Below are 13,671 nucleotides of genomic sequence, written 5' to 3'. Positions count from 1 at the left end.
CCTGTTGTGCTTGTATAAAATAAAAGGAATAAACTATGAAACTAGCAGCTAAATACCCATACTTTTTGGCTAACAAAGCGGTGTTTGCCAACACCGACTTAGAAGTCACCAATAAATATACGCAAGAAGTGGCTACCAGAGTTGCCCTTGCCGACGCCAGCGTTATAGACAAAGCAATTGCTGGTGCAAAAGCCGCGCAGCCTGCCCTTAACAAAATGCCAGCTTATAAACGCCAGCAAATACTTGAACACTGCGTAATGCGCTTTAAAGAACGCTTTGACGAACTGGCCTACGCACTGTGTATTGAAGCAGGCAAGCCCATTAAGGATGCAAAAGGCGAAGTAACGCGCCTAATCGACACCTTCAAAATTGCTGCAGAAGAATCGGTTCGTATTTCTGGCGAAGTTATTGAGCTAGAAATTACCGAACGCGCTCATGGGTACACCGGTATGACAAAACGTGTGCCTATAGGTCCATGTTCTTTTATATCACCGTTTAACTTCCCTTTGAATTTAGCCGCGCATAAAGTAGCACCGGCCATTGCAGCAGGCTGTGCTTTTGTATTAAAACCTGCTAGCAGAACGCCGTTAGGCGCCATCATTATAGGCGAAGTATTAGCAGAAACCGATTTGCCTGAGGGTTCATTCTCAATATTACCATGCAGCCGCGACGGCGCAGACTTATTCACCACCGACGAGCGCTTCAAGCTGTTAAGCTTTACCGGTTCACCCGAAGTTGGCTGGGCACTCAAAGCAAAAGCCGGTAAAAAATCGGTAATATTAGAATTAGGCGGCAATGCAGCCTGCGTCGTTGATCGCGACACCGACCTAAAAGACGCCGTAGAGCGCATTGTATTTGGGGCGTATTATCAAAGCGGCCAAAGCTGCATAAGTGTGCAGCGCATAATTGTGCACAGCGATATATATGAGGATTTCAAAGAAGCCTACGTAGAAAAAGTCAAAAACTTAGTCCACGGCGATCCGCTCAAAGAAAACACTTTTATTGGCCCGATGATTGCCGAGTCGGAAGCTAAACGCTTAGAACAATGGATTAACAAAGCGGTAGAAAAAGGCGCTAACTTACTGTGCGGTGGCAAACGCGATGGCGCAATGCTCACCGCCACTATACTTGAAAATGTACCCACCGACTGCGACGTAAACAGCGAAGAAGCTTTCGGTCCAGTATCAGTTATTAGCCGCTTTTCTGATTTTGACGAAGCCTTGAAAGAAGTCGACAACAGCAAGTTTGGCCTACAGGCGGGCATTTTTACGCGCGACATTTACAAAGCGCATCAAGCGTGGAATCAATTAGAAGTTGGCGGCGTAATAATAGGTGATGTACCCAGTTGGCGAGTAGACAACATGCCCTATGGCGGCGTTAAAGAGTCGGGCTTAGGCCGTGAAGGGATCCGCTATGCCATTGAAGATATGACTGAAATTCGCTTAATGGTGCTGCGCAATCCAAACCCTTAGTTTTGACCCACCTCTCTAGCTTATAGGTGCTCCAACTCGCTCAAGATATTGACCATAACCAGCATCAGTCATCTGTGCCTTGGGTATGAATCGCAGCGAGGCTGAGTTCATACAATAGCGCAGCCCAGTGGGCGCGGGACCATCGTTAAACACATGGCCGGAATGAGAATCTGCAATTGCACTGCGAATTTCAATACGCAACATTCCAAACCAAGTGCGATCGTCTTTTTCAATTACGGCATCAGGGCTGATAGGCCGAATAAAGCTTGGCCATCCTGTACCTGATTTGTATTTGTCGGTAGATAAAAATAAAGGCTCGCCAGAAACGATGTCAACGTAAATACCTTCACGCTTTTCATCCCAGTATGGATTCGAGAAAGCTCGCTCAGTGGCGTCTTTTTGAGTCACTTTATATTGGATATCGCTTAGCTGCTCTCGTAGTTCTTCATCGCTAGGCTTTTGGAAGGACTGCCAGTCAGGCGTTTCAGCCTCGGTCATGGCTGTAAGACTTATAAAGCCAATAATTAAGACTATTACTGAGTAGAATATTTGACGATTCATGCTAATCACCTTGTTTGCGGAATCCGCTGTTGTGTTTGAAGCTTCAAAAGAAATGTATGTGCGTTAAGTCTCTACTTCACAATAAAGTATGTAGTCTTTTACACGTTAAAACCTACTATGGGATCAGTACAAAGACCTAAGCGTTGTGATACACAACTATGACGAGAATAAAGACCTCAGGTTCAATTTATCCCTTGATTATCTTTATGCATTATTTTTCGACACTTTTTATTGCCAGCAGCTTGTTATACTTGGTAGGCAAGGAAATTAGAAGTACTTAAATTAAAGGCTCTATCATGCAAGGACTGAAAGATAAAATAGTACTAGTAGCCGAAACGTTTTAAGCACATACATACAGATGATTTTGAATTACACTTAGCTCTCAGGCATTCACTTATGAAACTTTTACACAAGTTTTACTGTCCGAACTTATAAGCTGTTTTGGAGAAAATTATGAAATACAAACTACTGAGCATTTTACTGCTAGGTTCAATGTTCATCGCGACGCATGCTAAAGCTGAAAAAGCAGTGTTTGCCGGCGGTTGCTTTTGGTGCATGGAGGCCGACTTTGAGAAGCTTGAAGGTGTATCAGATGTTATCTCTGGCTTCACCGGCGGTACTTTGGAAAATCCGACCTATTCTGGGAACCATACAGGGCACTACGAAGCCGTACAAATTACATACGATCCAAGCGTGGTTAGCTATCAAGACTTGCTTGATCATTTTTGGGTGAACATTGACCCCTTTGATGCACGCGGGCAATTTTGTGATAAAGGCTTTAGTTACTTAAGTGCGGTGTTTGTAGACAATGAGCAAGAAAGAAAATTGGCTGAACAATCAAAACGAAAGGTAGTTAAGCAATTTCCTAATCAAAAAGTGGTGACGCCCATTTTATCCACTTCAATTTTTTACCCCATAAAGGGTGCAGAGAGCTACCATCAAGATTATTACAAAAAGAGTCCTGTTAGATATAATTTATATCGTTGGAACTGTGGTCGCGATGAGCGTTTAGCAGAAATTTGGGGTGAAAAGTAGCCTCGACAGCGCATTCACTAGTTATATTGGAAGGTGTTTTTAGCGCTGTACTTATGCAACGATAAAGCAAAGGTACAAAGGAGTTAAGAGATGACTACGCTAATAAGTGTCCAAATTAATGGCGAGGCAAACGTTGCAAATAACCTCGACAAAGTTGAAGCGCTGGTTAAACAAGCCTGCGAAAAAGCCGATAAAAACAATGACAGCCAACATAAGCTTGTGGTACTTCCAGAGTGTTTTTCAGTCTTTGGTATATCCGGCCTTCGAATGCTGGAACATGCTGAAACACAGGGCAGTGGTTATATTCAAACTAAGCTAAGTGAGCTAGCCAAACAATTACAATGCTATATAGTAGCAGGCACTACCCCAATTATAGACGCCGACATTACTCGCGACCCCTATAAATACTACGCTGCGAGTTTAGCCTATAGCCCCTCAGGAAAATGTATAGCGCGCTACAACAAAATCCATTTATTCGATGTTGAAGTAGAAGATGAAACCAAGTCGTATAAAGAATCTAGATATACCCTTGCTGGTGAGCATCTATCACTGTTTAAAACGCCCTTTGCTGAAGTCGCCCAGAGCATATGCTATGATTTGCGTTTTCCCGATATGTTTTCGGCCTATTGCCGCTATACACTCACCCAAAAGGCACCCGACATTATCGTTGTACCAAGCGCTTTTACCCATAAAACAGGCAGTGCTCACTGGCATGCTTTACTCAAAGCGCGCAGCATTGAAAATCAATGTTATATTGTGGCGCCAAACCAAGTAGGCACACATGCGGATAAACGCCAAACATTCGGGAATAGCTGTATTTATTCACCCTGGGGCGAATGCTTAGACATAATTGAACACGGGGAAGGATTTGCAATGGCCACATATAATAAGGTTGTAGTAGAGTCTGTTAGAAGGAAAATGCCAGTACAGTCTCATAAGCAAAGATCATATAAAGTTAAACGCTAGTTGTGAGTCATAAAGGAAGACTTACACTATTTTCAAAGAAGCTAGCTAGAACTCAAACGCAAGTTTTCTAAGCCTCGCGCCATTATTATTTTAGATAAACTACATCATAAAAAAACTATGCACGTTTCTTTTTAAAACCAAAGAAACCATGCTCAACTATCTTTTCAGCGACAAGTTTAGGCACCATTTCTTCCCAGTCACCTCTGCCCGCTTTTAGACTTTTCAAAACGTCGCGTGAATAAATTTCAAATAACGCGAGATTACTTGCTTCAAGACCCGTCAAGAAATTGTTTTCTAGTAAATGACGATATAAAAAGCGCAGGTGCTCAGCTACTTTTAAGTTTGAAAAGTCACGCACCTCGTTTTCTAGGTTAATTTCTGGGTAAATAAACATGCGCGTGTCGTCTTCAAATAATTTGCCCAAGCCTTCCATAATGCCACCTGGAACACCACGATACGAATCTTCGTCAAAAATTTGTTTGAGGTTTTTCATACCTACCACAATGCCAATTTCCATTTTAGTGTACTGACGGAAGTAGGCACGCAGCGAAAAGTAACGAGTGTAATCTGAAATCATTACATTGTAGCCTAAAGAATTTAGCAACTGTACGCGCTGTACTAAGTCTTCTTCTGGTACGTGGTTGTCGTTACCTTTAGCATCGTTAAGTGAAATTTCGGCAATAGCAACGGTGTTTTCGTCAGTAACGCCTTGTTGTTTAAAGAAGGCTTTTTTACCCTGCTCTATCATATCTATGTTGAGGTTGGTAACGGGCCTGAACGAGCCGCGAATGGTAATCACGTTCTTTTTGTATAACATTTCTGCCGGCACACAAATGCTGCCATCGGGTCTGAACATTATGGCACGTGTTTTCCAACTGCGGATTAAATGAAGGTTAATTGCGCGATTATCGAGATCTTCAAAGTATGGACCGATAAATTCGATTGAATCAATTTCAATTCTGTCCGCTTCTATGCCATCGGTAAGCGAATCAATCATCATTTTGGGGTTCTCAAAATAATAGTAGGCAGCATAAATTAAATTTACGCCCAATATACCAAGCGCATGCTGCTGTGCTTCGGCATTGTCATCGCGCATACGCACGTGTACTTTAATATTTGAAGGCTCTGCGCCAGGATACATTTGAACACGAATACCACACCACGCATGACACTCGTTTTGACGGCCAAAGCTTTTTGCCGCTACTGTGGCAGCATAAGCAAAATAGCGTGAAGATTTTGAGCGCACATCTTTGACTCTTTCAAGCACCAAGTCGAGTTCTTGCTCCATCATAGCTTTGACACGGCTTTTGCTTACATATCGGCCATCGTTTTGCACGCCGTATATAGCGTCCGAAAACTTCATGTCATAGGCAGACATGGTTTTTGCTATGGTACCGGCAGCAGCACCCGCTAAGAAAAATTGCCGAGCGACTTCTTGCCCTGCGCCTATTTCAACAATAGTACCGTACTTTTTGTCGTCAAGATTTAAACGCAGTGCTTTTTGCGAAGTAGAACGAGAACTGACGTCTTTATGCTCCATAGGGTCTCCTGAAAATATCCAAGGTTTTATAAAATGTTTATCGCTTTGTCTTGTCGCGAAAGGCCGGCATTTTACCTTAATTTATCACTGAAATGCTTATCTCATTTAGATAAATTCTATTTAAACAACCAAACGGCATCAAAAAAGAGCCCGTGTGTCAAAAAACTAGCTTGTCTGAGGTTTTTATACGCTTAATATTAGCAGTTACGCTGACTAAAACTCATCACCTCTTCTATGGTGTTTTTTTGTAACGCCAACATTAGCAGGCGGTCAACGCCAAGCGCAACGCCCGCGCACTGCGGTAAACCACTAAAAAGCGCTGCCATAAAATGCATATCAATAGGCTTTATAGAAAGCCCCAAGACGCTTCGTTTTTGGTTATCTTGTGCAAACCGCAGATGCTGGCTTTGTGCATCGGTTAATTCGTCAAACCCATTGGCAAGCTCTATGCCTTTGTAATAAACCTCGAAGCGATTGGCCGTTCGTCCATTTTCATGTAGGGTTGCTAACGACGCTTGGCTAGCCGGAAAATCAACCACCACCGTGGGGTAGTCGATACCAATAAGTGATTCTATATGCGTACTAAACAAAACTTGTAATATACTGTCTTTTAGCAGTACGCTTGCGTGTGTATTTTCATCATCTGCCAAATTAGCCCGCAAACTGCCAACGTAGTCTTGTAATCCTAACTTAGCGCATATTTCAAACAATGAGGGCAAGTCTACCTCTAAGGGGTTAAAAGCTAAATGCCTCTCAAACAATACGCTGTAGCTTGACTGGTTCACTGCGTCGACCTTTAATGTAGCCATTAATAAAGATCCCACTTCATCAATTAAGTGCTGCAGCGAAAACCCTATTCTATACCACTCCAACATAGTAAATTCTGGGTTATGAATGCGCCCAACTTCGTCGTCGCGAAATGCTTTACACAACTGAAAAATATCGCCGCTGCCGGCAGCCAACAAACGCTTCATTGCATATTCGGGCGATGTTTGTAAGTAAAGCTTGCTTGAAGTAAATGCACCGCCCTGGGTATGCAAAGTGTGCATGGCCTCAAGATAAGGGTCGGTAATAGTGTGGCTTGATAACGCGGGGGTTTCGACTTCAAGCACCTTACGTTGGGCAAAAAACACTCTTATCTGATGCAAAAGCGCCGCACGTTTGCGCAGCGTTTCGATGCTTGCGCTTGGCTGCCAAGACTGATTCATTGATAGCTTACACTACATTGATAGGCATATTTAAGCAGACTATTTTTGCGCACGCGAGGCATATTCTCCGCTGCGAGTGTCTACTTTAACCACTTCGCCTTTTTGCACGAATAGAGGAACACGCACAACCGCTCCCGTCGACAATGTGGCCGGTTTGCCGCCTGTACCTGCGGTGTCTCCTTTTAAGCCCGGATCAGTTTCTACAATTTCTATTTCAACAAAGTTTGGTGGCGTGACCACAATTGGGCTACCATTGAACAAAGTAAGCGTACAAACATCGTTTTCAACTAGCCACTTTACGTTATCGCCTACCGCTTTTTGGTCGGCGGCTATTTGCTCAAAGGTTTCGTTATTCATGAAATGCCAAAATTCACCATCAGTGTACAAATATGCTAAGTCGGTATCCATTACGTCGGCGGCTTCTACTGTTTCGCCCGAGCGCCATGTCTTTTCGAGTGTTTTGCCAGAAACAAGCTTACGTATTTTGGTGCGGTTGAATGCTTGGCCTTTACCCGGCTTAACATATTCGTTTTCTAAAATGTTGCATGGCTCGCCATCCATCATTATTTTTAAGCCAGCTTTAAACTCGTTTGTACTGTAATTAGCCATTCAATCCTCTAATACCTTGGGTCAATAATATAAACATGCTGATAATACCTAAAAAAACACCGCCTGTAGAGACTCATTGGCAAAAAGAATTAGCAAACTCTTTCACCACGTTGGATTCATTGCTGGAATATTTGCGGATAGACCCTAGTTCACTGCCACCGGCTTTATCGAACGATGCGTTTTCGAATAACAACAATATAAACATTATTCCCACTCAAAACGATATCAGTATCATTGAGCAGCACAACAACGCGCGCCGTCTTTTCCCAATGCGGGTACCTAAGCCCTTTGCAGACCTTATGCAACAATCAAATTGGTATGATCCTTTACTTCAACAAGTTGTGCCCCAACAGGCTGAATTTGTCGATAAGCTTGGCTTTGTAGCCGACCCATTGCAAGAACAAAACGGCACCACAGCGGGCCTAATCCACAAATACAAAAGTCGTGTTTTACTGCTTGTTAGAGGCGGTTGTGCAATCAACTGTCGCTACTGTTTTAGACGTCATTTTCCCTATCAAGACAACCAGCTTGGACAAGCTCAATACCAGTCGGTATTAGAATATATAAATAATGATACCAATATAAATGAGGTCATTTTTTCCGGCGGCGACCCCCTAATGGCGAACGACAAGCAACTAGCGAAGCTTGCACAAAAAGTAGACAATATTACGCATATTAAAAGACTGCGAATTCACACCAGACTGCCTGTAGTGATTCCTTCTCGCGTGAATAATGAGCTATTAGCATGGCTTACTAATTTACGTATAAAGCCGATTATAGTGCTACACATAAATCATAAAAACGAAATAGGTGAAGCACTAATAGAAAAAACAAAAATGCTGAAACAGGCCGGTGTAACCTTACTTAATCAGTCGGTATTGCTAAAAAATATTAATGATAGCGCTGAAGAAATTTGTGAGCTGAGCGAGGCTTTGTTTGAAGCGAATATTTTACCGTACTATTTACATATGTTTGATCCGGTAAAAGGTGCAGCGCATTTTGATGTGAGTAAACCCGATGCTCAAAAAATTATGGCTAAGGTAATAACGCGCTTACCGGGATTTTTGGTGCCCAAGCTAGTGCAAGAACTGCCAAGACAACCCGGTAAGACACCAATCGATTTAGGACTTGAGCCTTAACGTAAATGCGTATCTAAAGACAAACATAAATGAACGACTATAAACACATTAAAACTTCGGCTTATACTGCTAAGCATAAGTATTTATTGAACTCCCTACGCTAGACGTATTTGACACAGGCGCCGACTGCAGCAATGCTAAAACCGCCTGCTCTTCCTGCTTTTGTTTATTGTTTGCCATTACGGCAGACCTTATTGCAAGTGCTTGAGCAACGCCAGATGTACCTTGCATATCCATTGCGCCTCCTTTTTTCATATTTGCTTGTAGCAAAAACTAAATACAGGCACAATTGTCCGCATTAGAAATATCGGCAACTTTGGGAGATTCATGAGTAAAATAATAGAGGCGTTAAACGAAAACTTACGCGTTATTTATCGCAAATCGGTAGACGCCGACGCAGCCCTTAATACCCTGCAGGCAAAAGGCAAAGGCAAGTTTGATAGCGTTTTTGTTGATGGCTCAGGTTTTACAACACGTAATAAACGCTTTGGTCCTTACGTGGAAGAACTTGCTGGGGAAGTAGCCCAGTTAGTTGACGCTGACCCCAGCACCTTGAATAAAGAACTTCCAGCCATCGTGAAAAAAATCGAGCTTTTGCTGACAACCTTAACGCAGTTTAAAAAGACGGTATCGTAAAATTTGTTATTGCCTAAAACACATTAGCCACTGCTACAGTTTTTCAACAGTATAGCCTTTATTGGTTAATTGCGTAAGCACACCGTCTTCACCGGGTAAGTGCAGTGCGCCTACAAGTATAAACTCGGTACCTTCATCACCAAACATCGCTTCAATTTTAGTCATCCAGCTGTTGTTTCGCTGCACCAGCAGTGCATCGTAAACGTCAGGATAGCCCTCAAAGCTGTCTATACCTAGGGCTGTTAAGGTTTCCATGTCTCCAGAGCGCCAGCTTTCATGCAGAGGCTTTACGACAGCATCAAAATTTTCGATTTCGTCTAAGGTGTAATTAATTAAGGCATTTGGCTCTTCATCGTCAAAGCTATCAATGATTGCTAGTTGCTGGTCTGGCGTTTCAAACCAGCCAATGGTTTTATTGTCTGCTTCGGCTTTTTCAAAATAATATTTGTCTACTCCTTGGGCAACAAAACCGCGCGCTTGATATTCCATAATAGTAATAGTGAACATTACGCCCGTGGGATTTAAGGCATTTAACTGCATGGGATCAAGCTGTCTCGATTTTGCATATTCGACAAAGCGCGCATACGTTGTCGCATTAAGACCCGACTGTAAAGTACTGCCATCTTGGTACAATAAAACACCCAAGCTCTTACGCTGAAACTCCGGCGTCTTTAATGCGTTAATATCGGTTTCAAAATAAAGCTCATCGGCCTGCTCATAGGCTTTTTCAAAGGCCTCAGGAAGCGGATAATCACCCTCTGTAAGTAAGTGAAAGGTGCCGCCAATATAAATTGTTTCACCGTCTTTGCTGACTTTGAATACAGGCGCGGAGACCACCGAGGTACTAAGTACTAATACGAATGAACACAAACAGACAAGCGTAGGTAAGAAAGACTTGGTCATTAACGATCCTTTTAGTTTCGATATAAAAATAAGCATTTGTACAAAATCTACGTAAAGTTAATGGTGCTGGGAGCATTTAAACTAAATTAGAGTATTAAAGGTTAGCACATACTAGTTAGCTTAAAACCTTGTACCGAAGATCAGTATTAACTATTTACGCCAGGATAACGAGCAATTAAACACCACTCTACCATTGAGGCTAAAACGACAGCGTCTAGAGTTTCACAAGACTTTGTTGTGTCATTATCAAAAGACCTTATAATATTGCTTTATTCCTACGCTTTTAACCTAAAGGCTTACACGCCATCAAAAAATCTGACAGTTTACAGCCTTCTGGTAGGCTTACTACACGCACGCTAGCAATGCCTGCTGACACCAACGCAGCAGGCGATATATTTGGTGGCTGGGTTTTATCTCAAATGGACATTGCCGCGGGTATCTGCGCCGGACAAAGAGCACAAAGCCGCGTAGTTACCGTTGCGCTAGATAGCATGAGCTTTATAAGGCCCGTAAAAGTGGGTGACATTTTGGGCATATATACACATGTTTGCGAGCTCGGCCGAACTTCTATGGCGATACATGTTGAAGCATGGGTAAGACGCGACAGAATTGGCCTAAGGGAAAAAGTCACTGAAGGTAAATTCAAATTTGTATCTATAGATAAACACGGTAACTCAACCCCAATTCCTCACGAGGATGAATTACCTGACTATGTTCGCGACGGTGTTTGACAAGACCTTATACGCTACACATTACAGCCAAGAATAGTGGCTTACGCAAGGGTTCATAATGCAGTGATAGGCAATATAGCGACCAGCATTATTGCCTAATGCTTACGCAGAACACGCATTGCCATACTAATCGCTATTACTAGGTGCCAAATATCTTATCACCAGCATCGCCTAGACCGGGTAATATGTAGCCTTTTTCATCTAAACAGTCGTCTACAGAGGCCAAATAAATATCAACGTCGGGGTGCGCATCTGTGACGGTTTTAATACCCTCTGGGGCTGCAACGAGGAATAAGCCTAAAATATGCTTACAGCCTTTGTCTTTTAACAAGCTAATAGTTGCGTTTAGCGTGCCGCCTGTTGCCAGCATAGGATCGATAATAAGCGCTATGCGTTGGTCAATATCGTTGGCGACCTTGTCAAAATATGCTACCGGCTGAAGGGTTTCTTCATCGCGATATAATCCAACCACGCTAATTTTAGCGTTAGGTAATAGCTTTAGTACACCGTCTAACATACCCAAGCCAGCTCTTAAAATGGGCACAACGGTAATTTTCTTACCTTTAATTTGCTCAATATTAATGGGCGTACCTGTCCAGCCTTTAATAGACTTTGTTTCGACGTGTAGATCTCGGGTGGCTTCGTAGGTGAGTAAGTTAGCAAGCTCACTGGCAAGTTCGCGAAAATCTTTACTGCTAACGCCATAGGCTCGCATTAGCCCTATTTTGTGCTGTATAAGCGGGTGTTTTATTTCATGTACAGGCATTGTAATGTCCTATTGAGAGATCGGTAAGTTAGAAATTCGCACGTTTATGTCATCCACAACCTTTTGGTACAGTGGCGTGTCTACCCCCCCATACTTTTCGGTAAACTGAGTTTTATTGAGTCCTTCATCTAAGTCATTAATAGACACCATAAACAAGCTTTCGTTTGCTGCACTGCCCATTACTTGCTGCAGGTGTTTTGCACGCTGGGTGTTTACCGCTAAATCAGCGAAATGCGCGCCAGATAAATCGGCGGCTAAGTCTATAAAACTATAGCCTGAACCGCCTTTCCCACGATCCATTAGCTCTTTAAACTCCCCAACAGCGATACTCACGCCTTTTTCAGAAAGTAGCTTAATTGCCGCAGAGTAAATAAAGTGCAGGCTCAAGTCTTGCCTATTTGCTAGCACCGGCTTTGGCGATGCGCTTGGAATGTTGTCAATGGCAAAGCTTAAGTCACCTATTATGGTGGTAAAACGACCACTACCTGCGTAGATCGCAAGGGCTAAAATAGCCGCTTCGTTTTCAAGCGGGGCAGAGCTTTGCTGACTTAGGGCAGCTGCTTCTTGCATGACCGCGTGCAAATAAATACTTAAAGAGGTTAAGCCTGCATTGTCAGAATCATTTGCCACATACATACCGTCTAGCAGACGTAAATAATGTGCAATTCTTATTTTCAAAATTCGAGAGTCTGCTCGGCTGCTGCCTGTTTCTATGTTTTTAAATTCTTTAAGTAGGGCGTCCAACGGCGCAAGGGTGACCTGCATAGCACTGTTTTCTACTACCACTGATTCAACACTGGCGATGGCTTTCGTAGCCACTTGAGAAGAAGTATATGCGTTGGTAAAAGACTCAGCAAGTCCCAAGGCAAAGCCGCCAGGCAGTTTCAGATCGCCCACACGTACGGTCTCTATCTGCAGTGCGTTGCCTTCGCGCACAAGTGCTTCAATATTAAGATAAAGTGGAAAAAGACCAGTTTGAATCTCATAGGACAGCGCAATATTCACTTTGTCGTTATTAAACGTAACGTGAGCATCAACTTGGCTGCGCGCGCGGTTAATAAAACCTGCTAGGCTATTTGCTTGGGCCGCACTAACATTAATTTGCTGCGACTCGTAGCGGCTTCGTAAACTTTGTTTTAGCTCGTCTATAAGAGGCTGCACTGTGTCTGCATTATTCACCTGTGCTGACGAACTTACTTCTACAGAAGAGGATATGTCAAACACCAATACCATTAATACTATCGTTATTAGCAGTAGTAAAGCCACTAGCCCTTTAATTGTTTTTCGCATTGCTTCCCTTTCGCTAAGCTTGCTTTAACCGTGCTCTTTTGCGTAAACACAGGTACATAGCTCATATTTATGTATTACCCTAGTGATCGGGATACGGTTGAGTATATCAATGCTTGAGCACTTGTTTAAGCATTACTAGGCAAAATCAAACACAGTGTAAACAATATAAGACTCACGGCCGCTGAAAAGTAATTCTTACATGCTAGCTTACTGGGCTAACACTCCGCTTTATTTTCTAGGAGCTTTTATTTTTAAACGCTTTTAGAAAGGTAAACAATACATAAACACCTAGTATTGGCAGTAAACCAAACAAAATACCCTTTTGTAAATTTTCTACATATGTAAATTCGAGCGACACCGAAATTAAAAACCATGTGTAAAAGACATAAAGCAATAAGAAAAAGCCACCTTCAACTCTGCTCAATTTTTCCGAGTTGGCCGTCTTGTACAAATAGCACCAGCACTAAGCTCAGTCCGACCATAATAGGCAGGTCTTGACGCACCAGCTGGTTAGCGATGGCCAGAGGAAGAATGATTGAAGAAATGCCTAGTATAACGAGCACGTTAACGATGTTGCTGCCTATTACGTTAGCAATGGCTAGTTCGGCTTCGCCATCGAAAGCGGCCTTTACACTGACTGCCAATTCTGGCGCGCTAGTGCCAAATGCCACAATGGTGAGTCCAATAACCAAACTTGGCACACCAAAAAAAGTGGCTAATCGACTCGCGCCTTTTACCAACACCTCTGCACCCAAAATAAGTAGCACCAGTCCAGATAACAGGGTTAACCAAATTATCACTTCAAATTTCCTTCG

15 protein-coding genes are annotated in these 13,671 nt (G+C 42.9%); 6 read left to right on the top strand and 9 right to left on the bottom strand.

Going from position 1 to position 13,671, the window contains the following annotated elements:
* Positions 1–35 precede the first annotated feature (35 nt).
* Positions 36–1,472 carry an aldehyde dehydrogenase family protein gene (locus BAE46_RS04715; RefSeq protein ID WP_070111880.1) on the top strand — a complete coding sequence of 479 codons (1,437 nt, stop codon included), beginning with the start codon at positions 36–38 and terminating at the stop codon, positions 1,470–1,472.
* Positions 1,473–1,487: 15 nt separating this feature from the next.
* Here the strand turns inward: BAE46_RS04715 and msrB are convergent, their stop codons facing one another.
* Positions 1,488–2,033, bottom strand: a complete 546-nt coding sequence (msrB, locus tag BAE46_RS04710; RefSeq protein WP_070111879.1) for a peptide-methionine (R)-S-oxide reductase MsrB — start codon at positions 2,031–2,033, stop codon at positions 1,488–1,490.
* Positions 2,034–2,486: 453 nt separating this feature from the next.
* Between msrB and msrA the strand changes: the two genes are divergently transcribed.
* Together msrA and BAE46_RS04700 are read left to right on the top strand one after the other, a co-directional pair.
* Positions 2,487–3,068, top strand: coding sequence for a peptide-methionine (S)-S-oxide reductase MsrA (gene msrA / locus BAE46_RS04705; protein ID WP_006007108.1), 582 nt, complete (start codon positions 2,487–2,489; stop codon positions 3,066–3,068).
* Between the two features lie 90 nt (positions 3,069–3,158).
* Positions 3,159–4,034, top strand: a complete 876-nt coding sequence (locus BAE46_RS04700) for a carbon-nitrogen hydrolase family protein (protein ID WP_006007110.1) — start codon at positions 3,159–3,161, stop codon at positions 4,032–4,034.
* 115 nt (positions 4,035–4,149) lie between these two features.
* On the opposite strand, the gene BAE46_RS04695 is transcribed toward BAE46_RS04700, so the two are convergent.
* The 3 genes from BAE46_RS04695 to efp all read right to left on the bottom strand — a co-directional run bounded on the left by BAE46_RS04695 (position 4,150) and on the right by efp (position 7,391).
* Positions 4,150–5,574, bottom strand: coding sequence for a nicotinate-nucleotide adenylyltransferase (locus BAE46_RS04695; RefSeq protein ID WP_070111878.1), 1,425 nt, complete (start codon positions 5,572–5,574; stop codon positions 4,150–4,152).
* A gap of 197 nt (positions 5,575–5,771) precedes the next feature.
* Entirely contained in the window at positions 5,772–6,782 is a 1,011-nt protein-coding gene (epmA, locus tag BAE46_RS04690) for an elongation factor P--(R)-beta-lysine ligase (protein ID WP_070111877.1), read from the bottom strand.
* Positions 6,783–6,821: 39 nt separating this feature from the next.
* A complete protein-coding gene (gene efp, locus BAE46_RS04685; protein ID WP_006007117.1) occupies positions 6,822–7,391 on the bottom strand; it encodes an elongation factor P in 570 nt (189 codons plus the stop codon).
* A gap of 35 nt (positions 7,392–7,426) precedes the next feature.
* Between efp and epmB the strand changes: the two genes are divergently transcribed.
* Positions 7,427–8,530 (top strand): EF-P beta-lysylation protein EpmB, encoded by a 1,104-nt coding sequence (gene epmB / locus BAE46_RS04680; RefSeq protein ID WP_006007119.1) that lies wholly within the window; start codon positions 7,427–7,429, stop codon positions 8,528–8,530.
* Between the two features lie 69 nt (positions 8,531–8,599).
* Here epmB and BAE46_RS14740 read toward each other — a convergent pair whose 3' ends face one another.
* The gene (locus BAE46_RS14740) at positions 8,600–8,767 is read right to left on the bottom strand and encodes a hypothetical protein (protein ID WP_006007121.1); all 168 of its coding nucleotides are present in this window, start codon (positions 8,765–8,767) and stop codon (positions 8,600–8,602) included.
* Positions 8,768–8,857: 90 nt separating this feature from the next.
* Between BAE46_RS14740 and BAE46_RS04675 the strand changes: the two genes are divergently transcribed.
* On the top strand, positions 8,858–9,166 hold the full coding sequence (locus BAE46_RS04675) for a hypothetical protein (RefSeq protein ID WP_006007123.1): 309 nt from the start codon (positions 8,858–8,860) through the stop codon (positions 9,164–9,166).
* A gap of 33 nt (positions 9,167–9,199) precedes the next feature.
* On the opposite strand, the gene BAE46_RS04670 is transcribed toward BAE46_RS04675, so the two are convergent.
* The gene (locus tag BAE46_RS04670) at positions 9,200–10,069 is read right to left on the bottom strand and encodes a TraB/GumN family protein (protein WP_006007126.1); all 870 of its coding nucleotides are present in this window, start codon (positions 10,067–10,069) and stop codon (positions 9,200–9,202) included.
* A 362-nt stretch (positions 10,070–10,431) separates the two neighbouring features.
* Between BAE46_RS04670 and BAE46_RS04665 the strand changes: the two genes are divergently transcribed.
* Complete coding sequence (locus BAE46_RS04665; RefSeq protein ID WP_006007128.1) at positions 10,432–10,800, top strand: acyl-CoA thioesterase; 369 nt, start codon at positions 10,432–10,434, stop codon at positions 10,798–10,800.
* A 139-nt stretch (positions 10,801–10,939) separates the two neighbouring features.
* On the opposite strand, the gene upp is transcribed toward BAE46_RS04665, so the two are convergent.
* The 3 genes from upp to BAE46_RS04645 all read right to left on the bottom strand — a co-directional run bounded on the left by upp (position 10,940) and on the right by BAE46_RS04645 (position 13,656).
* Positions 10,940–11,566: a uracil phosphoribosyltransferase gene (upp, locus tag BAE46_RS04660; RefSeq protein ID WP_006007129.1), complete on the bottom strand. Its 627-nt coding sequence runs from the start codon at positions 11,564–11,566 to the stop codon at positions 10,940–10,942.
* 9 nt (positions 11,567–11,575) lie between these two features.
* Positions 11,576–12,856: a YfiM family lipoprotein gene (locus tag BAE46_RS04655; RefSeq protein ID WP_070111876.1), complete on the bottom strand. Its 1,281-nt coding sequence runs from the start codon at positions 12,854–12,856 to the stop codon at positions 11,576–11,578.
* A 410-nt stretch (positions 12,857–13,266) separates the two neighbouring features.
* Complete coding sequence (locus BAE46_RS04645) at positions 13,267–13,656, bottom strand: sodium:calcium antiporter (protein ID WP_051987351.1); 390 nt, start codon at positions 13,654–13,656, stop codon at positions 13,267–13,269.
* Between the last annotated feature and the right edge of the window lie 15 nt (positions 13,657–13,671).

The sequence above is a fragment of the Glaciecola punicea genome, assembly GCF_001756615.1.
GTDB classification, from domain to species: domain Bacteria; phylum Pseudomonadota; class Gammaproteobacteria; order Enterobacterales; family Alteromonadaceae; genus Glaciecola; species Glaciecola punicea.
The sequence above is the reverse complement of the archived record's forward strand: the minus strand, read 5'-3'. Positions and strand labels throughout refer to the sequence as shown.